This window comes from Brevibacillus laterosporus DSM 25 (assembly GCF_002706795.1).
GTDB lineage: Bacteria > Bacillota > Bacilli > Brevibacillales > Brevibacillaceae > Brevibacillus_B > Brevibacillus_B laterosporus.
Genome location: NZ_CP017705.1, coordinates 2,765,183 through 2,785,388 on the forward strand (window position 1 = coordinate 2,765,183; position 20,206 = coordinate 2,785,388).

The window sequence follows — 20,206 nt, forward strand, 5'->3', positions numbered from 1 at the left end:
AGCTAGATATAGGAGGGTTATTTATGACAACGACAAAACAAATTATTGATCAGACAGAACGGTTCGGAGCACATAATTATCACCCACTGCCGATTGTAATTTCCAAAGCAGAGGGCGTTTGGGTAGAAGACCCAGAAGGCACTCGCTATTTAGATATGTTAAGTGCGTATTCTGCCTTGAATCAAGGACATCGTCATCCGAAAATCATTCAAGCGCTAAAGGATCAAGCGGATAAAGTAACCTTAACCTCGCGAGCTTTTTACAACGACCAACTTGGTCATTTCTATGAAAAAGTTGCTACATTGACAGGTAAAGACATGGTTATACCGATGAACTCGGGAGCGGAAGCAGTAGAAACAGCAGTAAAAGCAGTACGTCGTTGGGCGTATGATAGTAAAAAAGTACCAGCGAATCAAGCGGAAATTATTGTTTGTGAAGGGAACTTCCATGGACGTACAGTTACGATTACTTCCTTCTCTTCCGCTGATGAGTACAAACGAGGCTTTGGTCCATTTACCCCTGGCTTCAAAGTTATTCCGTATGGTGACAGCAAGGCATTAGCAGAAGCCATTACTCCTAATACAGCTGCATTTTTAGTAGAGCCGATTCAAGGGGAAGCAGGGATTGTCATCCCAGAGGAAGGCTTCTTACGTGAAGCGCGTCGTCTCTGTGACGAGCATAATGTATTACTGCTAGCGGATGAAATTCAAACTGGTTTTGGACGTACCGGAAAAATGTTTGCTACAGATTGGGAAGGTATAAAAGCAGATATGTACATCATGGGAAAAGCGCTAGGCGGTGGAGTTTTCCCAATCTCTGCTGTAGCGGCTGATAGCGAGGTATTAGGTGTATTTGAACCAGGGTCCCATGGGTCTACTTTTGGTGGAAACCCATTGGGCTGTGCAGTAGCAGTGGCGGCGTTGGACGTGTTGGAAGAAGAAAGACTAGTGGAACGCTCTTTAGAGCTTGGCACTTATTTTATGGAAAAAATGAGAGAGATTAAGAACCCTCATATTAAAGAGGTTCGTGGGAAAGGGTTGTTTATCGGTTTAGAGTTAGATACAACAGCGCGTCCGTATTGTGAAAGCTTAAAAACATTAGGATTGCTGTGCAAGGAAACCCATGATACGACTATTCGTTTCGCACCACCTCTTGTCATTAGTAAAGAAGAGCTGGATTGGGCGATTGAACGAATTAAGCAAGTATTAGCGTAAAACGAAAGAGAAGCTACTTACTAATAAGGAAAAGAGCCAGCATGTCTGGCTCTTTTTCTAATCTATTGCCGCTTTTTATCAGTGAGGTTTACTTCCCAATCGACATTTCTATACTCCTTTTTAGCAAAGTGATACTTGATAGTCAGCTCTTTTGGCATTGTAGTTAGCTCGTGAATGGTTAATGTGTTATCAGATGCTTGATAGATACGATAGGATTTACCGGTTTCATCGATTGCTCTCCACATCGATGTATTCACAACGTTCTTGCCCAAAACGCTGTCGATTTCAAGATCTACGCTTTTATTTTCCGTATCTACCTTTACTTTTTTAAAGGTGTATGTGCGTTATCATAAGCTATAACGAAGGAGGGAGGATTTTCTTTCACACTTTTTGAAAAAACTTTTAAAAAGATTGTTGTATGCTATCATAACGTTGAGACTTTTGTGAGCGGAGGGATAGATATGACGTTACGTATTACAAATGGAGCAACATTAGCAAACGGAGTAGTAAAGCCTTGGTTGGGGCTTGGAGTCTATAAGGCGGATGACGGTGCTGAGGTGGAGCAAGCCATTCGTATGGCGCTAGAGGCTGGTTATCGCAGTATAGATACAGCGGCGATTTATGAAAATGAAGCAGGAGTGGGAAAAGCGATTAGAGATAGCAAGATTCCACGTGAAGAGATTTTTGTCACGACAAAGGTGTGGAATACGGAGCAAGGCTATGAGTCAACCTTACAAGCCTTTGATACTAGTCTTCAAAAATTAGGCCTGGATTATATTGATTTATATTTGGTGCACTGGCCGGTTCCTGGTAAATATAAAGAGACGTGGAGAGCTTTGGAGACTCTTTATAAAAAAGGGCTTGTCCGTTCGATTGGTGTAAGTAATTTTCATATTCATCATTTGGAAGATTTATTGTCAGTATGTGAAGTGAAACCAATGCTCAATCAGATAGAGATGCATCCCTATTTAATTCAGGAAGAATTGCGTCAGTACTGCGAGCAGCATGGAATTTATGTAGAGGCATGGCGTCCGCTGATGCGAGGTAATCTGGAGGTTCCACTGGTGCAAGAAATGGCAGAGCGCTATCAGAAAACGCCTGCTCAAATCGTGTTACGCTGGGATTTACAGCATAAGGTTTTGGTCATACCTAAATCGGTAAGAAAAGAACGGATTATCGAAAATGCGGGCTTGTTTGATTTTGAGCTTACAGATGAAGACATGGCTATGTTAGACAGCTTGAATCGAGATCAACGTTTTGGTCCAGATCCCGATCATTTTGATTATAAATAGCTGAGTAAAAAGCAAAAAAACATTTCACGTGTCCTTGGAACGGAACGTGGAATGTTTTTTGTTTACAGCCTAATTTGATCAAACTTATAACAATGAAATAGCTCAGCAGGCAGAATCTTTATGTCTGAATCCAAGAGGAACAGAGTAAAGAAGAAAGCATGCACTGATTTGTTTAGATAAAATAACTAAAATTTTTTATCAGACAAGGTAGGAATTCATTCTACCTTGTTGGTGTTTTTATTACTGATGGGGTTTAGCTTGTACCTGTGAAGGGTGTAAAGAGCTTACATATGGTCGAATGAGAACATAAAACAGTGGATATACAAAAGCTACAAATATACTAAAGTGAACAATAAATAGAACAGCTTCCTGATTAAAAATCGCCTCTATCGCATGGTTGAGGATGCTTACTGGATGCTGGATGATATCCCAGCTATTCCAACGTAGGAAACGACCTAAGTAAACACCAATACCTGTTAATAGCTGTGTTATCAAAACGAAGAGCCACCCGATCAAAGAACCAAAGCGTTGGGCCAAGATTTGATGCAACAAGGCTAGAGATAAAAAGCCGAGTATAATCCCAGTTAGCGCAAAATAAAAGTTTAGCGTCACATCATAATAGATGAAGTAGCGAATATTTAACGTGGTCAGATGTACAATATCCGTCACAATATAGGCCGCATTGGGAAGAAAAAACAGCCACACGCCAGCTATCGGTAGCATCCCAATCGAAAAACGCTGCTTGCGTTGGTACCAGTCAAATAAAATCAAAGCCATGATAAAGGGCATCCAAGCTAGCACTAGATTTGGAATAAGTAGCCAACGAAAAGTCAGGCGACCTGTGTCAAATACACGATACATCCACAAAATGGCCGAGCCTGCCGACATAAGAACCATTACATTAAACAAGTACAGCAATGGTTTTTGTTTAAGAAAAGACATAGAGATACTCCTTTGGTAATAGGGAAAGGTTTGTTTTATTATAGCTAGCAATATTGCATCAGTCAAAATTTGTAATTTGTAAAACACTTATGCTTTCTATAAAAACAGCGTATAATGGAGAAGTCTGTTTACCGCAAGCAGACAACCAGAAGAATTCCATGCCTTTGTGCATGGGAGAGGTTCGCGAACTCCCTCTATAAAAAACTACCTGGGGACAAGTTTCTATGATAGTTCAAGAACGCTCTTTCTTCGTAGACCCTTGAAGACACGATTCTTCAAGAACACGAAAGGGATGAAGCGACATGAAAAAAGACAAAGCGGTGGTTGTATTTAGTGGTGGCCAAGACAGCACGACGTGTTTGTTTTGGGCACAAAAACAGTTTGGTGAGGTGGAAGTAGTCACTTTTGATTATGGCCAGCGTCACAAGCAAGAAATTGAATGTGCACAGAGAATTGCCAGAGAGCAAGGCGTCAAGCAGACGATTATGGATATGAGTCTGTTAAACCAATTGGCTCCTAATGCGTTGACTCGCGATGATGTAGCGATTGAACAGGTAGAAGGTGAAATTCCCAATACATTTGTGGATGGACGCAATCTGCTCTTTTTGTCGTTCGCAGCGGTCTATGCTAAGCAAATTGGTGCTCGGCATATCATCACCGGTGTTTGCGAAACCGATTTTAGCGGTTATCCAGACTGTCGGGATTCCTTTATCAAATCGCTCAATGTGACTCTGCAGCTAGCAATGGATTATCCATTTGTAATCCATACACCACTTATGTGGTTAAACAAAGCGCAGACATGGAAGCTATCCGATGAACTGGGAGCGTTTGAATATGTCCGTGAAAAAACCTTGACCTGCTACAACGGAGTGATTGGCGATGGATGTGGTGAATGTCCAGCTTGCCAGTTACGTGCGGCAGGCCTTAAAGCATACGAAGAGGAGCGAGCGAACAATGGGAAACTTCTATGATTTTCACATTGTCGAACGCTTGCAACGATATGAACAGGATATCCAGAAGGAAGAGCTACGTTATCATCAAAAGCGAGTGCTAGTAAGCAAAGAATTCACTTTTGATGCTGCTCATCATCTACATGCTTACGAGGGTAAATGTAAGAATTTACATGGACACACCTATAAGGTTGTGTTTGGCATTAGTGGTCGTCCCAATGAAATTGGGATTACCGTAGATTTCGGAGACATCAAAACCATCTGGAAAGAACAAATCGAGGTTTATTTAGATCATCGTTATTTAAATGAAACGTTACCACAAATGAATACAACAGCAGAAAATATGGTAGCGTGGATATTTGAAAAAATGGAAGAGTCTCTTACCAATATCTCTATTTATCAGGAACAGGGCGTACGTGTGGAATTTGTAAGGCTATTTGAGACACCAACTAGCTATGCCGAGATGCGCAGGGAGTGGATGTATAATGAGTAACATCCCTGTGCTGGAAATCTTTGGACCGACGATCCAAGGAGAAGGAATGGTTATTGGGCAAAAAACCATGTTTGTACGTACGGCTGGTTGCGATTATCGTTGCAGTTGGTGTGACTCTGCTTTTACATGGGATGGCTCAGCTAAAGAGCAAATCAGCATGATGACAGCAGAAGAGATTTGGAATCAGCTACAGGAGCTTGGCGGGGACTGCTTCTCGCATGTCACGATCTCAGGGGGTAATCCATTATTGCTTGTCCCACTTGGAGAACTAGTCCAGTTGCTACATTCCCACCACATTCGCATTGGTGTGGAAACCCAGGGTAGCAAGTGGCAGGAGTGGTTAGCTGAAGTGGATGATATTACCTTATCTCCGAAACCACCTAGCTCCGGTATGACGACGAATATAGGTCGACTAGATGAGATTGTTGCCAAGCTAACTGACGACTCTATTAAAGCAACGAATCAACAGGTGAGCATGAAGGTGGTTGTATTTGACGAAGAGGATTTCCAGTATGCAAAAGAGTTACATCAGCGTTATCCGCAGGTGCCATTTTATTTGCAAGTAGGAAATGCGGAATTAGCTGATATCGAAAGTGATCGAGAAGGCTTGCGCGATCGATTACTACAATCACTGGAATGGTTAGTAGACAAAGTAGCTATGACTAAAGAGTTTAACAATGCCAAAGTGCTACCGCAGCTACACACCCTGTTGTGGGGCAATAAGCGGGGCGTGTAACAACGTCCGTAGCAAGCTGCCTTGCAGATCCGAGAAAAAGAGCTAAAGGAGTTAAAAAGAGATGACCCATAATAATCAATCTACAAACCCACAATTAAAAGATTTAACGCTGCTTGGTAATCAACAAACAGCGTATCATTATGAATATAATCCAAGTGTTTTGGAAGTGTTTGACAATAAGCACCCATATCGTGATTATTGGGTTAAATTTAACTGCCCTGAATTTACTAGTCTTTGTCCAATGACGGGACAGCCAGATTTTGCTACCATCTATATCAGCTATATACCTGATAAGAAAATGGTAGAGAGTAAATCATTAAAGCTTTATCTATTCAGTTTCCGCAATCATGGTGATTTCCATGAGGATTGTATGAATATTATTATGAACGATTTAATCAAGCTAATGGACCCGAGATATATCGAGGTATGGGGGAAATTTACTCCACGCGGAGGAATTTCGATTGATCCATATTGCAATTACGGGAAGCCAGGTACCAAATATGAAGAGATGGCAGAACATCGCATGATGAATCATGACATGTATCCGGAAAAAGTGGATAATCGATAGAGAGTAATCATGTATAGCAAAAGAGGCGGTCTTCATCCGAATTATTGTCGGAGAAGGATCGCCTCTTTTACAATATCGACTAACCTAGGGTAATCTCTTCTTTCTCTAGCTTCTTACGATACACCATTCTTGATATTCCAATACTTAATTCGTATAACCCAATCAGTGGTACAAGCACCAAGATATCCGATATGATATCTGGGGGAGTCACCGAGATAGAAATGATGGATAATATAAAATAAGCGGGCTTGCGTAATTTTGCTAACCGATGCGGATTCACAATACCCAAATGGCTTAAAAATAAAACCACCAGCGGAAGCTCGAATAATACCGAGAAGGGTAGACAAAAAGCGAGCATAAAGCTGAAGTAGTCACTTGCCGTAATCATGAGCTGAAAGTTATTGTTGGACAATCCCAGTACGAACTTGTACACCATCGGAAACAAGACAAAATAGGCAAACGTTGCCCCAATTATGAACAACAGAAACAGAGCGGGAATATACATCAATGTTACCTGTCGTTCTCTCGCGGTTAAAGCTGGGGAAACAAACCCCCATATCTGAAAGGCAGCAATCGGAATTGTAATCGCGACTGCGGCCCATGCAGATAGTTTCATGTAAATGTTTAGTACATCGGTAGGACCCAGGATGGTCAGCTTTTCTCCAGAACGATTGGTGAGGAACTGATAAATAAAATCTACATATAAAAAGCAGATAATAAAACTAAGTAAAAATGTAGCAATGACAATAATAATCCGTTTTCGCATGTCGCTTAGATGGTCAATGATATGACTTGGAGTGTTGGAAGGGTTCAATGAAATTCTACCTCTTTCAACTAGATTCGAACGAACCGGTTAGGAAACTTCTTTTTTAGCTGGTTCCATAGATTTGGTTGCCTCTGCTGCTTTAACTGATTCTACTGGTTTGTCTGGTGGTTCCTCATCTTTGGTTAAATCTTTGGCAGCTGTTTTAAATTCACTCAAGGTACGTCCAAATGCACGACCAATCTCAGGTAGCTTGCTTGGGCCAAAGATAACCAATGCAATAATTAAAATCAGGATAAGACCTGGAATCCCAATAGATGATAGCATGTGGGTGTTTCCTCCTTTCCTATATACTGTGTCTATTTACAGGGCGAAGGTAAGGTTAAAATCCGTTAATAGCAATTACTCCTGGCAGAGCGAGAGAGGATGCTCCGCGCGGCCAGTGACTGGTTGGTTTATCATAAGCCTCTAAATTTTCACCAGGATGCTGAACAGATAAAAATAATGTTTTTTCATCCGGTGTAAACCAAGGCCCTGTCATCTCTGCACCAATTGGAGCCGAAGCAAATTGACTAGCTACCCCCTTATGCTCACCAGAGGTAGGAATAAAATAGACACCATTATTCCCGAAGGAACGGTAGATTCCCGCATTCATGGAACCAGAGGATATGTCAGTTACGACCCACAGATTCCCTGCGCTATCAAAGGCCATGTTATCCGGAGCAGCAAAACCACTTTGTGGACCACCTGTAGCAAAGATTTCAAAATCAAATTCTACACCAGCGTGATCGTTATTCTTTTCAAACAGTCGCATTATGTGACCATAAAAGTTGCTATGATTTTTATTATTCGTTAGAGAAATAAAGATAGAACCATCAATCGGATGAACCTCCACATCCTCAGGACGATCCATCGGTGTCCCACCAGCTACTTTTGCTGCAATACGGCAGTTGATCAATACATCTGCTTGGGAGGTAAATTGCGGTTTATTTTCTTTATCTACAGCTTTTTTCAGGGCTTCTGTCTTGCTATAATCGAGAGCTATCCATTTACCCTTTGCGAAGTTGGCAACATACAGCGTACCTTCTTCTAGTAGCCTGCTATTTGCTTTACCTTTCGACTTATCGTACTTGCTTTTAGATACATATTTATACACATATTGATCTGTAGCATCGTCGCCCATGTATACAACTAATTGACCGCCAGGAGCTAGTGTCATTGCAGTATTTTCGTGCGAGAAACGTCCGAGTGCCGTATGCTTTTTAGGAGCAGAGCCTGGATCGAATGGATCAACCTCCACCACCCAGCCATAGTGTCGCTCATCGGCAAGTTTACAATCGCTGACTACATCTTGAAAATTCTCCTCACAGGATAAAATAGAATTCCATAGGGTGACACCACCCGAGCAGTTAGCAAATGTACCGACTACTTCTTTAGCAAGGCTAGCGGCAGGCCCAGTCATTACGTGCTTGGTTAATCCACTGACTCGGCGACCATATTTCGAGTTTTGAACTAATTTCCATTTACCTTGCTCCTTTTTAATTTCAATGACAGAGCCACCTAGTGCGTATAGGTATTTACTGATTTGTTCTTGTGTGCGTTTATTATTTTTGGGATCAGCGTGTAGGTTATCATACCCATTTACATAGTATTCTAGCTCTCCGCAATATTCATGATTCGTCCAGAGCAAACCATGATATGATCTTCCATTAATTGGTATAAAACAGTTAAAGTCAGCATTAAAACCAAAAGTGTCGCCGGAAGCGTTAATTTTATCACCATAAAGGGCAATTACATCGTAAGAGAAGCCTTGAGGAAGGATGACATCATCCTTTGTGCTTGGTTTAATCGGGGTGAATTTAGGATGAAAGGCTTTAGGAGGAGATTGTAGGCCAAATAGGTGATCCGCTGTTTTCCCAGAAATGGACTCTCCTTTTGCAAGGGCTGGAATCCCCGTTGCCAATGAAGCTAGAGCAGCAGTGCCGGTTCCAAGAAATGTTAAAAACTGACGACGATTTACTTCCATTGGTTGAATCGCTCCTTTTCCTGTTAAAAGCTCGTTTTCGCTTTCATTGTAAAGAGCTTGTCAGGAGAAGAGGTTAAGCTGGGATGAAGTTTATATGAAAGAGCAGCGGTTTTTTTTACAAAAGCAATTTCATTTTTAGGAAGAATAGAGATGGATGGAGCCTATTACTGGGCGAGATTCTACAAAGATCAAATTTGTTAGAAGCAACTAAGATATATTAAAAAGGTATAGGCAGTGTAAAGAGTTATGTAAAAGGTTTTTAGAAAATTAACAATTAATTGCTAAGGATATCAATTCATTTTCTATAATTTTGAACTAGGGGGCTATGATGCTAATCATGCACACGTTGAAAATGTAGATGAGAATCTACTGTTTCTTCAGTTATTGCAAGAACAAGGATTCATGTATATGATTCAGCATAAAGATACGATCATGTTAGAAAATGTTGCCACACTACCCAAATTTAGAGGAAAGGGACTCATCCGTCAGCTGATTGCTCATATGCAAAAGGGTCTAATAGAACGTGGAATACAGAGCTTGTTTGTCTCTCCCATTACAGAACAGGTGGCACGAGTATATGAACGTTGTGGGTTTAAAACCCTTGGTACGAAAGTGAAAAGCGGACATGCTTTTCGTGGAGGAAAAAGCATTGCCGAGGTACGAGGAGAAGTATGATGAACGAGCGCTGAGTACGATCGTGTGGTTTTGGACATACTAAAAGTAATAGTTTTTGAAAGAGTCTGAATTTCATGTGATAACATTCACAGATGCGATGATTCATGCTAAAGTAGATTACTAGAGATTGTGATGAAATTGGTCTATACTGATTTTTTCATTAATCGAGAGACAACGAAAGACAAACAACAAGATAGGATAAAGGTGATCATATGGCAATCGTACTATCCGTAAACTGTGGTAGCTCCTCTTTGAAATACCAATTATTTGACATGCCTTCTGAGCGTGTATTGGCAAAAGGTCTAATGGAGCGTATTGGCATGGAGGATTCCATGTCTTCCTTCCAAGTAGGTGATGGAGAGAAACTAAAAGAAACGCTTGATCTGAAAGACCACGAAGTAGCTGTAAAAAAACTAATTGCTTTGTTAACTGATCCAGAAAAAGGCGCTATTAAAGATATTACAGATTTGGATGGCGTTGGTCATCGTGTAGTTCATGGTGGCGAAACCTTTAAAGATTCCGTATTGGTAACAGATGAAGTAATTAAAAGACTAGAAGAGCTTTCTGAACTAGCTCCTCTACACAATCCAGCTAACATCATGGGAATTACTGCATTCCAAAAAATTCTACCAAACGTTCCTGCGGTTGCAGTTTTTGATACAGCTTTCCACCAAACAATGCCTGCTAAATCTTATTTGTACAGTATTCCAACTGAATACTATGAAGAGTACGGTATCCGTAAATACGGTTTCCACGGTACTTCTCACAAGTATGTGATGCAGCGTGCGGCTGAATTGTTGGATCGCCCAGCAGAAAAACTACGTTTGATTAGCTGCCATTTGGGTAACGGTGCTTCCTTGGCTGCTATCTACCGTGGTAAATCCATTGATACATCTATGGGCTTTACACCACTTGCTGGTTTGCCAATGGGTACTCGCTCTGGTGATATCGACGTAGCATTGCTTCCTTATCTACAACAAAAAACAGGACTTTCTGTTGACCAATTAGTTGAAGTACTAAATAAAAAGTCTGGTCTTTTAGCTGTTTCTGGTCTGTCTAGCGATCTTCGCGACATCGAGTCTGCAGCAGAAAACAATGACGAGCGTTCCGAGCTATCTCTACAAATCTTTGTAGAAAAAATCCGTAACTACATCGGTTCTTATGCAATGCAAATGAACGGTGTAGATGCAATCATCTTCACAGCTGGTATCGGTGAAAACAGTGATACCATCCGTGGTCGCGTATTGGATAAATTGGAGTGGATGGGTGTATACTTCGACCGTTCTAAAAATAACGTACGTGGTAAAGAAACTGATCTTACTTTTGATCATTCTCCAGTTAAAGCTTTCATTATCCCGACAAACGAAGAGGTAATGATTGCTCGCGACACAATGAAATTTGCTAAACTATAAGATATAAGAACGAAAAAAACTCTCCTAGCGCTTTGGTTGAACTGTGACCCGTAAGATGGACATTTTGAAAAAAGTGACCTTCTTACGGGTCTTTTGTGTTTTAATCAACTTATTAAAATAAAGCGAGGAAAGAATTGTGGGAAAAACAAGAGCTAATTCAAAGGTTTTCACGGAACAAGAAATGAAACATCTTGAAGCTAACCCTTATGTTCAGCATGTAACGTACAAAAGTATTACTTATGCACCAGCATTTAAGGTAGCAGCTGTCAAAGCGTATCAAGAGGGACAAACACCTATGGAAATTTTTTGTGGTGCTGGTTTTGACATAGACGTTATTGGTCATGACAAACCAAAAACATGCTTAAAACGTTGGCGTAATGTGTATCAAATTCATGGAGAGATCGGCCTTTTAGAAGAACAACGAGGAAAGAAAAGTACGGGTAGACCCTCGACAACGGAGTTGTCCGTAGAGGAAAAGCTTAAACGAGCTGAGGCGCGTATCAAGTTTTTAGAGGCGGAGAACGACTTTTTAAAAAAGCTCGACGCGCTCGAAAAGCAGAAGTTGCAGAGGTAACGTTATCCCCCTCCGAGCGCTATCAAATCATTAATCGCACCATACGTCAGTACAATTTGCGTGATGTAACACGATATCTTTGTAAACTTGCATGTGTTAGTGCGAGTGGCTACTACCGTTGGCTTCGTGCGGAGAAAACTAGACAGCTACGAGAGGATGCGGACGAGCATGACATTAAACTTATCAAGAAGCACTTTGACGCTCTTCGTGGTAAAGCAGGAGCATTAGTTATTAAGATGCGACTTGAGCGTGAAAGTGGAGTGATCATGAATCATAAAAAGATTCGTCGATTGATGCGAAAGTATAAACTTGTTGCTACCATTCGCCAAGCCAATCCCTATAGAAAATTAGCTAAGGCAACGCAAGAGCACCAAACATGTCCCAACCTGTTGCAGCGTCAGTTTGATCAGGGAGAACCTGAAAAAGTACTGCTCACCGATATTACGTATATGTATTACGGTAATGGTCAATGTGCCTACCTGTCGGTAGTCAAGGATGGGGCAACAAAACAGATTTTAGCTCACTATCTTTCTTCTTCTTTAAAGCTTCCATTGGTGAGGATTACTTTGAAACGACTGTTCCAACGTCTAGATGGCAACATTCACCCCGAAGCCATTCTACACTCAGACCAAGGTCTGCATTATACCCACTTTAAAACCCGTCGCTTAATCAGGAAAGCAGGCTTTAGGCAGTCCATGTCCCGTAAGGGAAACTGTTGGGATAATGCTTCCATGGAAACTTTTTTTGGTCATATGAAAGACGATTTGGAATATAAGACATGTCAAACGATACAAGAGTTGAGGGATCGAGTAGACAGTTACATTGATTATTACAATTCTGAACGTTACCAGTGGTCATTAAAAAAGATGACCCCTGATGAATTCAGAAGTCATCTTTTAGCTGCCTAGTTAGGTATTCTTTTAAAACTGTCTACAAATAGGGTCACAGTTCAGGTGAAGGCGCGGGAGAGTTTTTTTATAGTATCTTATTCCATTATCTTTTTAAATTGACGCATGTTTTCCGTAATGGCTGTTTCTGTAGGGAGGCGTTCCATACTAGATGCCCCGAAGAATCCGACAACACCTGTCGTATGTTTTAAGACATAAGCGGCATCCTCTGGGGTAGCAATTGGACCGCCATGACATAAAACAATAATATCGGGATTTATTTTTTTAGCGGCATCATGCATTGCTTGAACACGTGCTACAGCCTCATCTAATGTCACTGCTGTTTTAGCCCCAATGCTTCCAGAGGTAGTGAGTCCTATGTGTGGAACTAATATATCCGCACCTGCTCTCGCCATTTTTTCTGCTTGCTCCTCATCAAATACATAAGGAGCAGTTAGTAAGCCAATTTCATGAGCTAAGCGAATCATTTCCACCTCTTTATCATAGCCCATTCCTGTTTCTTCAAGATTAGCACGGAAATTACCGTCAATAAGGCCGACCGTAGGGAAGTTTTGGACCCCAGTAAATCCACTCTCTTTTAACTGACGCAGAAATACAGGCATCAGTCGGAAGGGATCGGTGCCACATACTCCGGCAAGCACAGGTGTGCTATTTATGACAGGTAGTACTTCTCCTGCCATCTCCATCACGATCGCATTAGCATCTCCATAAGGTAGTAACCCAGCTAATGAACCACGTCCTGCCATACGATAGCGACCGGAATTGTAGATAATAATGAGGTCAGTACCTCCAGCCTCAGAGCATTTCGCTGACAGGCCTGTACCTGCTCCTGCCCCAATAATCGGTTTATTAGCTTTTATCTCCGCTTGTAATCGTTCCAATGCTTCTTCTCTCGTAATCATAGATATTCCTCCTCTAAAGTCATCAGGTGTTTATTTTGTTGTTGTGCCAGGTTTATTTAGCCAGACCTGATACATTTCGTGCAGGTGTTCAGCCATTGCAAGTGCAAAAGCTGGGTCATTGATATCTGTATCCCATTCAACAATGTTCACGACCTGTGGATCAATGTGCTCATGTATTGCTTGAAATAGAGCTTGGTCAGCCACAGGATTATAGAAAATTTGTCCCTCTGTAGCAATTACGGAAGTTCCTTTCAATGGAATGAATAAGGAGACAGGTCCTTTTGCTTGATTGAGCTTTCGAGCAATGCGTTTGCCAAGTTCTGCACATTCTTCCGGTGTTGTTCGCATTAGGGTTACCGTAGAGTTATGGACGCAGAGCAAACGATTTTTATATGGCAGAGGGACAGATTCCAACGAACCGAAATTCGCCATGTCTAATGCCCCTAGAGAAACGACCTGTGGAATCCCTAATTGACCAGCAACCTCCAAGCGATTTGGCCCTGCTGATAATACGCCTCCAACCAGATCATCAACTAGTTCCGTTGTTGTTAGATCTAGAACGCCCTTGAGGTAACCATTTTTCACAAGCGCTTCCATAGATTGTCCACCTGTTCCTGTAGCGTGGAACACTAGGATTTCATAGCCGAGCTGTTCCAGTTTTTTTCGGGCCACGTCTACAGCAGGGGTGGTAACTCCGAACATTGTAGCGCCGAGTAACGGTTTTTCTTCTGCCATTTCTGGAACAACAGCCTTCACCATGCCGGCAATGGCTCCAGCGGCATTGCTTAAAATCTGAGCAGATACTTTGTTAATACCTGCGATGTCTACGACTGAATACATCATGGCAATATCCACCGCTCCCACATATGGACGAGTATCTCCGGAGGCCATGGTGGAAACCATCATTTTAGGAACGCCAATCGGTAGAGCCTGCATGGCATGGGTGATTAAAGAGGTACCTCCCGAACCACCAAGCCCAAGAACGCCATCTATTCGATTTTCTGTGTAAAGCTGATGTAAAAGGCTGGCCGCCCCTTTCGCCATGGTTTCAACTGCTAGACCGCGATCATTAGCTTGTAAAAGCTGTTCAAGGGAAGTACCAGCGGCTTCTGCTACCTGTTCATGTGTGATTTCTGGCTCGATTTGGGGCTTACCTATAATACCAGCATCAATCAGAAGAGAATCAACACCCTGTTCTTGTAAACGCTCTCTAATATATCGATACTCTATTCCTTTTGTATCAAGGGTACCTAGTAGAGCAACAACTGGTTTTCGATTCAGTTTTTTTTCCATAACCCACACCCCACTCATTTGATTATCGCCCTGCTTACACTGACTACTAATTGCAACCACCGTGCCAAATGAAATGATGCGGTTTTGTAGGTGTTGATCGAGAAAAAAGTTCTCATGTGTAAAATAAAGCGGGAAAATATTTCTCGATTAAAAAATAACGAGAAATATTTTCCCACACAGACTTGTACGTAAATATAGGAGGATATCCGTTCTTGTATATTCATTTCCTAAAAGGCTTTAAGGAACCTTAATGTCATACTTTTTTAATTTGTTATAAAGGGTTCGGCGTGTAATCCCCAGCTGTTCAGCTGCCTTGGTACGATTCCAAGAGCAGAGTGCGAGCGTGTCAAGGATACACTGTTTTTCCAATGATTGAATGCTTTGAGACGAAGCATAAGGAACATCCTGAACATAGAGAGCACGATTAGCTTGTTCATGTAGCTGAATATGTTGTTGTAAGGATGGAGGAAGGGAGCTTAAACCTATAATGGACGAATTACTCAAAATGGCTGCGCGTTCTAGTGTATTCTCTAGCTCTCGCACATTACCTGGCCAATCATAGCTGAGCATCGCATCTAGTGCAGCAGGGGTTACACTTTGTACCTCACAATGAAACTTCTGATTGATCTTTTGGATGAAATGGCTGATGAGCAAAGGAATATCTTCTTTATGTTCTCGCAATGGAACAGTCTGGATGGAGACTACATTTAAACGATAGTAGAGATCCTCCCGAAACCTTCCCTGCTCAACTGCCTCTCGCAGATTAACATTGGTAGCGCATACAATTCTCACGTCTACTTTAATGGTTGTCGAACCGCCTACCCGTTCGAATTCCTGCTGCTGAATGACGCGAAGGAGCTTCGCCTGCGTAGATAAGCTCATTTCACCGATTTCATCCAAAAACAACGTTCCCTTATCCGCTAGTTCAAACCGACCAAGACGTTGCTGGATTGCACCAGTGAACGCTCCCTTTTCATGACCAAATAGTTCACTTTCTAAAAGGGTTTCTGGTAAGGCGGCGCAGTTGATCTTTACGAATGCTTGATTATAACGGTCGCTATTGTAATGGATTGATCTGACAAGTAGCTCTTTTCCCGTTCCGCTTTCCCCATGTACTAATACATTGACATTTTTATTGGCTACTTTTTTTACTAGTGCATAAATTTCTTGCATAGGACGGCTTTTCCCCACAATTTCGTCGAAGCCAAGTTTTTTCTGAAGTTCTTTTTTTAGATAAAGATTTTCTTCTTCTAACGAAGCGTAGTTTTTAAACTGATCAGTGATTTTCCTGATACTGCTTTCAGTAGGGAGCCGTTCAAAGCTAGAGCCGCCAATTATACCAATAGCACTTGTTTGTTTATAAAATAAAAACGCATCCTCAGGAGATGTAATAGGCCCTCCGTAAACCACATGATAACAAGTAGGATTAACGGTCCGAGCAGCCTGAAAGATACGATTGGCCAGTTTAACTCCTTCTTCCAGAGTCATGCTGTGTTGTACTCCGGTTTCTCCACCTAAAGTCCAGCCTAAATGGGCACAAATCATATCCACCTGAGCTTGTGCCATCAAAGTGGCTTGGTTCTCATTGAAAACGAAGGCTACCGTAAACAATCCTTGGCGAGAGGCTTCTCTTAAAAAGGAAATCTCCTGTTCAAAGCCAAGACCTTCAGCTTCCAATGCATCACGAAATGTGCCATCAATTAAACCAACAGATGGAAAATTATTTACACCATGAAACCCGGATTGCTTAATTTGATCCAGCAAGCGTTGGTGATCTATGGTTGGATCAGTCGCGCAAGCACCAAAAATAACCGGTGTGTGCAAGGCATGAGGAAGAATCTCTCGTATGCCAAACGACATGACGGTATGATTGCTATTGCCAAAAGGGAGCAGACAGCCAAGGGTTGATACACCAGCCGATCGAAATTGCCCTGCGTTAAGTGCAAGTAAAAAATCGGCACCTCCAGCAATCGCCTGTTTTGCGGAAGAGCCAGAACCTGCCGCAACACCAATTAAGGGTTTGTTCTTTTGTAGATGTTGGTTGAGCATGTTTCTTACTTGGTCTTTGACTTGCAAAAGTATCTCCTCCAAGCGAAAATAGGCTTCTATTTGTAAAGTAACATAAGGAGCTTGTATCGTACAGGAAAGCAAAAAGAAAACCTTATCAAAGTATGATCAGAAAGTATACTTCTCTAAAATTTATTCTGTTATGTTGAGAGCATCAGGTTTACAATATAAGAAGAATAGCAATCATACTAGCAGGTATAAAGCAGGAAAAGTACAAGGGGGATTTAAGCACATGACTATGCATAAAGCTCTGACTATCGCGGGTTCAGATTCAAGCGGTGGAGCAGGAATTCAGGCAGACTTAAAAACATTTCAGGAACGTAACGTTTATGGAATGACTTCTATTACAGCATTGGTAGCTATGGATGAAAACTGGGCCCATCTCGTTTATCCGCAACCTCTTGAAGCGATTGAGGCGCAATTGGAAACAACTATGCATTATGTGGGAGTAGATGCTCTGAAAACAGGAATGCTGGCAACCAAAGAAGTAATTGAGCTGGCTGCCCGCAAAATTGCTGAATATAATGTAACGAAGGTTGTTGTTGACCCAGTCATGATTTGCAAAGGGGAAGACACGGTTCTTTTAGATGAGCAAGCTATTAAAGCGATGCGAGAAGAGTTAATCCCAAGAGCAATGGTTGTAACACCTAACTTGCCCGAAGCCGCATTTCTTAGTGGTCTAAAAATTAATACGGTTGAAGATATGAAAGCAGCTGCGAAGAAAATCCATGAGATGGGAGCCAAATATGTCTTGATCAAAGGCGGCGGTCGTCTTGAGGATAGTCAAGCTGTAGACCTACTATTTGATGGAGAGTCATTCGAAATCTTAGAAACAGAAAAATTCGATACTACATTTACACATGGAGCAGGCTGCACGTATTCCGCTGCGATTACTGCTGAATTGGCAAAAGGAGCGGAAGTGAAAGATGCTGTTAAAACAGCGAAAGCTTTCATTACAGAAGCCATTCGCCAAGCATTTCCGTTAAATCAGCATGTGGGACCAACGTGTCATTCTGCATACCGTGCAGTAGAAGGTAAATAAATGTAAATCTAATGAAATAAGCTCTGTCTAAAGAAAAATAAGACAGGCTTATTTTTTTGTGATTTTCCTTACTTTTCAGTAAATAATGTCCAAATTATTAAATCTTTACAAAAACGAGCACATTTGATATACCCCCATAGCCCTTTCGAGTCATGCTGTGTCATAGTGGCATATTTATCATAGTAATGGCGTGATTGGATGACTGCGCTTACCATACCCCAAAAAGGAGGGGACTTATGCGGCGACATACAGCTTTCAGGATAGGTAGTCATATTTGCTTGGTTCTGATGCTGGCCTGTTTGGTAGCTAGTGGTTTCATCATACAACCAGCACAAGCCGAGGAGATGAAAAATGAGTTACAACAACTGATTGACCAAGCTCAGCAGGATACGATTCTTAAAGTGCCAGCAGGGGAATACAGTGGACCTATCCTGATCACTAAGCCGATTCATGTAGAGGCAGAGGGTACCGTAACTGTACGTAGCCAAGGGGATGCTCCCGTAGTCACTTTGAAAAGTAACCAAGCAGGTCTTCGTGGTCTTACTTTATTAGATGAGCGTCAAGGTGCAGAGACTGCTACGCTAGTAGTGGAAGGAAGCCGAAATGTACTAAAAGAGCTCACTATTGAAACAAAGGGAACAGGTCTACAGCTACGCAAGGGTGAGCATAACCAGATCATTGGCAACAAGATCAAAGGTTTGTTGGCAGGAAAGGCTATTCCTACTGGCTTAAATGAAACACGCAGCCCAGGGAAAAAAGGCAATGGAATTGATTTAAAAGAGGCCAACAACAATACCATTATGGGGAATTTGGTCGAAAATATGTTTGATGGTATCTATGTAGAGACTAGTCACTACAACCGTGTGGAGAAAAACATGGTCTACGATTCCCGTTATGGCTACCATCTCATGTTTAGTAATGATGTTACCTTGATTCACAATCAGGGGGATCGGAATGTAACAGGCGGTATGGTCATGGGCTCAGACAATGCAGTCGTTACAGATAATCGATTCACTAAGCAAAATGAGAGCGTTAACTCGCAAGGTATTCTGCTGTTCGATGTGCAAAAGGCAAAAGTGGAACGCAATTACGTGGAAGGAAACCGCGTGGGGCTTTATGTAGAAGCAGCGGAAAAGAATGAGATTTCCTACAATCAAATATTGCAAAATTATATCGGTTTGCAATTGAAAGAATCGAAAGACAATTCATTTACAGGCAATCATTTTATCGGAAATGTAACGCAGGCAGAGGCTCAGAGCAGTACAGATAACCTTTTGCAGCTGAATTATTGGGACAGTGCTCAAAGTGTAGATTTGCAAGGAGATGGCAAAAGTGATCTGTCCTACCGTATTAATCCATTCTTCTTCGCATTAACAGATCAAGTAGAGGCATTTCAGATTTTCTTTCAATCACCGGGACTATTATTTCTAGAGAGCATGTTTGATGACCATTCTGGCGCATTTCTGCAAGATCCACAGCCTTTGATGGCGCCAATCGAGCAACAAAATCAAGCACCTACAACCCATTCGCCGATTATCATTGTGATTAGTGCGATTATGTTGGCAGGGAGCATCTATTTTATCTATCTAATGGGGGTTCGTACAAAATGAAAAAAACACATATGATTTGGGCAAGCATTGCATTGGTTTCTGCTTTAATGACAGGTTGTGGAGGACAATCAGCACAACCAGTGGCGATTAATGAAAGCGTTGATAAATGCGATATCTGTAACATGCAAATTGCTGATGATCACAATGCAACGGAGATTATTTTAAAGGACGGAAAAGCGCTTAAATTTGATGATATCGGCGATTTGTTCGCTTGGATTAAAAAGAACGGAACCGAAAAAATTGACGTTAAATTCGTACGTGATTATCACAGCAAAGAGTGGATGAATCTAAACGATGCTACTTTTGCTTACGATAAAGAATTTAAAACACCAATGGCTTATGGAGTATATTCTTTTAAAGATAAACAATCAGCGGAAGCTTTTGTAAAAGAACAGGGTAAAGGTCAAATCCTGACAGCCGAACAGCTTAATAGCCATAATTGGGAAATGAATATGGATCAAATGAAGGATATGAAACATCACGGTGATATGGAGCATAAAGAGGGAGACAAGGCTGGCGACCATTCACAGCAACACGATGCAAGCAAAGATGGCGATCATTCAAAACAACAACATGATGCAGGTAAAGAAGGCGATCATTCAGTTCAACAACACGATGCAGGTAAAAGCGCGGGCGAACATGGCGGTTCTCATCCATCTACTGAAACACCAGCAAGTGGCACAGGGCACTAGGACGTTTTAATAAAGCACACTTGCCCGAGGGACTACAGATAGAGGAA

General features: G+C 41.7%; 20 protein-coding genes and 1 pseudogene. 13 read left to right on the top strand and 8 right to left on the bottom strand.

Going from position 1 to position 20,206, the window contains the following annotated elements:
* The first annotated feature begins 23 nt into the window (after window positions 1-23).
* Window positions 24-1,214, top strand: coding sequence for an ornithine--oxo-acid transaminase (locus BrL25_RS13320; RefSeq protein ID WP_018673543.1), 1,191 nt, complete (start codon window positions 24-26; stop codon window positions 1,212-1,214).
* Window positions 1,215-1,276: 62 nt separating this feature from the next.
* Here BrL25_RS13320 and BrL25_RS13325 read toward each other — a convergent pair whose 3' ends face one another.
* Window positions 1,277-1,471, bottom strand: a complete 195-nt coding sequence (locus BrL25_RS13325; protein ID WP_099327252.1) for a hypothetical protein — start codon at window positions 1,469-1,471, stop codon at window positions 1,277-1,279.
* Window positions 1,472-1,675: 204 nt separating this feature from the next.
* On the opposite strand from BrL25_RS13325, the gene BrL25_RS13330 reads away from it, so the two are divergent.
* A complete protein-coding gene (locus BrL25_RS13330; protein WP_018673545.1) occupies window positions 1,676-2,506 on the top strand; it encodes an aldo/keto reductase in 831 nt (276 codons plus the stop codon).
* A 240-nt stretch (window positions 2,507-2,746) separates the two neighbouring features.
* Here the strand turns inward: BrL25_RS13330 and BrL25_RS13335 are convergent, their stop codons facing one another.
* Complete coding sequence (locus tag BrL25_RS13335; RefSeq protein ID WP_018673546.1) at window positions 2,747-3,448, bottom strand: DUF1361 domain-containing protein; 702 nt, start codon at window positions 3,446-3,448, stop codon at window positions 2,747-2,749.
* Between the two features lie 302 nt (window positions 3,449-3,750).
* On the opposite strand from BrL25_RS13335, the gene queC reads away from it, so the two are divergent.
* The 4 genes from queC (at window position 3,751) to queF (ending at window position 6,195) form a co-directional block, all read left to right on the top strand.
* On the top strand, window positions 3,751-4,419 hold the full coding sequence (gene queC, locus BrL25_RS13340; RefSeq protein WP_018673547.1) for a 7-cyano-7-deazaguanine synthase QueC: 669 nt from the start codon (window positions 3,751-3,753) through the stop codon (window positions 4,417-4,419).
* Window positions 4,403-4,891 (top strand): 6-carboxytetrahydropterin synthase QueD, encoded by a 489-nt coding sequence (gene queD, locus BrL25_RS13345; RefSeq protein WP_018673548.1) that lies wholly within the window; start codon window positions 4,403-4,405, stop codon window positions 4,889-4,891. The genes queC and queD overlap by 17 nt, the downstream gene beginning before the upstream one ends.
* Window positions 4,884-5,627, top strand: coding sequence for a 7-carboxy-7-deazaguanine synthase QueE (gene queE / locus BrL25_RS13350; RefSeq protein WP_018673549.1), 744 nt, complete (start codon window positions 4,884-4,886; stop codon window positions 5,625-5,627). The genes queD and queE overlap by 8 nt, the downstream gene beginning before the upstream one ends.
* Window positions 5,628-5,688: 61 nt before the next feature.
* A complete protein-coding gene (queF, locus tag BrL25_RS13355) occupies window positions 5,689-6,195 on the top strand; it encodes a preQ(1) synthase (protein ID WP_018673550.1) in 507 nt (168 codons plus the stop codon).
* Window positions 6,196-6,274: 79 nt separating this feature from the next.
* Here queF and tatC read toward each other — a convergent pair whose 3' ends face one another.
* Genes tatC through BrL25_RS13370 form a run of 3 tightly spaced genes read right to left on the bottom strand, consistent with a single transcriptional unit; the run spans window position 6,275 to window position 8,984 of the window.
* Window positions 6,275-7,009 carry a twin-arginine translocase subunit TatC gene (tatC, locus tag BrL25_RS13360; RefSeq protein ID WP_018673551.1) on the bottom strand — a complete coding sequence of 245 codons (735 nt, stop codon included), beginning with the start codon at window positions 7,007-7,009 and terminating at the stop codon, window positions 6,275-6,277.
* Between the two features lie 39 nt (window positions 7,010-7,048).
* Window positions 7,049-7,285, bottom strand: a complete 237-nt coding sequence (gene tatA / locus BrL25_RS13365) for a twin-arginine translocase TatA/TatE family subunit (RefSeq protein WP_018673552.1) — start codon at window positions 7,283-7,285, stop codon at window positions 7,049-7,051.
* Window positions 7,286-7,340: 55 nt separating this feature from the next.
* Window positions 7,341-8,984, bottom strand: coding sequence for a PhoX family protein (locus BrL25_RS13370; protein WP_018673553.1), 1,644 nt, complete (start codon window positions 8,982-8,984; stop codon window positions 7,341-7,343).
* Between the two features lie 408 nt (window positions 8,985-9,392).
* On the opposite strand from BrL25_RS13370, the gene BrL25_RS13375 reads away from it, so the two are divergent.
* The 4 genes and pseudogenes from BrL25_RS13375 to BrL25_RS13385 form a co-directional block, all read left to right on the top strand.
* A complete protein-coding gene (locus BrL25_RS13375; RefSeq protein ID WP_018673554.1) occupies window positions 9,393-9,659 on the top strand; it encodes a GNAT family N-acetyltransferase in 267 nt (88 codons plus the stop codon).
* 212 nt (window positions 9,660-9,871) lie between these two features.
* Window positions 9,872-11,071: an acetate kinase gene (locus BrL25_RS13380; protein ID WP_018673555.1), complete on the top strand. Its 1,200-nt coding sequence runs from the start codon at window positions 9,872-9,874 to the stop codon at window positions 11,069-11,071.
* A 136-nt stretch (window positions 11,072-11,207) separates the two neighbouring features.
* Window positions 11,208-11,645, top strand: coding sequence for an HTH domain-containing protein (locus BrL25_RS25685; protein WP_104033844.1), 438 nt, complete (start codon window positions 11,208-11,210; stop codon window positions 11,643-11,645).
* Window positions 11,646-11,662: 17 nt separating this feature from the next.
* Window positions 11,663-12,553: pseudogene (locus BrL25_RS13385) on the top strand (IS3 family transposase); the annotation flags it as partial.
* A gap of 77 nt (window positions 12,554-12,630) precedes the next feature.
* Here the strand turns inward: BrL25_RS13385 and BrL25_RS13390 are convergent.
* The 3 genes from BrL25_RS13390 to BrL25_RS13400 form a co-directional block, all read right to left on the bottom strand.
* Window positions 12,631-13,455, bottom strand: coding sequence for a phosphoenolpyruvate hydrolase family protein (locus BrL25_RS13390; RefSeq protein ID WP_018674399.1), 825 nt, complete (start codon window positions 13,453-13,455; stop codon window positions 12,631-12,633).
* 30 nt (window positions 13,456-13,485) lie between these two features.
* On the bottom strand, window positions 13,486-14,748 hold the full coding sequence (locus BrL25_RS13395) for a Tm-1-like ATP-binding domain-containing protein (protein ID WP_018674398.1): 1,263 nt from the start codon (window positions 14,746-14,748) through the stop codon (window positions 13,486-13,488).
* Window positions 14,749-14,985: 237 nt separating this feature from the next.
* The gene (locus BrL25_RS13400) at window positions 14,986-16,824 is read right to left on the bottom strand and encodes a phosphoenolpyruvate hydrolase family protein (RefSeq protein ID WP_018674397.1); all 1,839 of its coding nucleotides are present in this window, start codon (window positions 16,822-16,824) and stop codon (window positions 14,986-14,988) included.
* A 223-nt stretch (window positions 16,825-17,047) separates the two neighbouring features.
* On the opposite strand from BrL25_RS13400, the gene pdxK reads away from it, so the two are divergent.
* The 3 genes from pdxK to BrL25_RS13415 all read left to right on the top strand — a co-directional run bounded on the left by pdxK (window position 17,048) and on the right by BrL25_RS13415 (window position 20,159).
* The gene (gene pdxK / locus BrL25_RS13405) at window positions 17,048-17,857 is read left to right on the top strand and encodes a pyridoxine/pyridoxal/pyridoxamine kinase (RefSeq protein WP_003335527.1); all 810 of its coding nucleotides are present in this window, start codon (window positions 17,048-17,050) and stop codon (window positions 17,855-17,857) included.
* A gap of 236 nt (window positions 17,858-18,093) precedes the next feature.
* A complete protein-coding gene (locus BrL25_RS13410; protein WP_018674396.1) occupies window positions 18,094-19,467 on the top strand; it encodes a right-handed parallel beta-helix repeat-containing protein in 1,374 nt (457 codons plus the stop codon).
* Window positions 19,464-20,159 (top strand): nitrous oxide reductase accessory protein NosL, encoded by a 696-nt coding sequence (locus BrL25_RS13415; protein ID WP_018674395.1) that lies wholly within the window; start codon window positions 19,464-19,466, stop codon window positions 20,157-20,159. Before BrL25_RS13410 ends, BrL25_RS13415 begins: the two co-directional genes overlap by 4 nt.
* Window positions 20,160-20,206 lie beyond the last annotated feature (47 nt).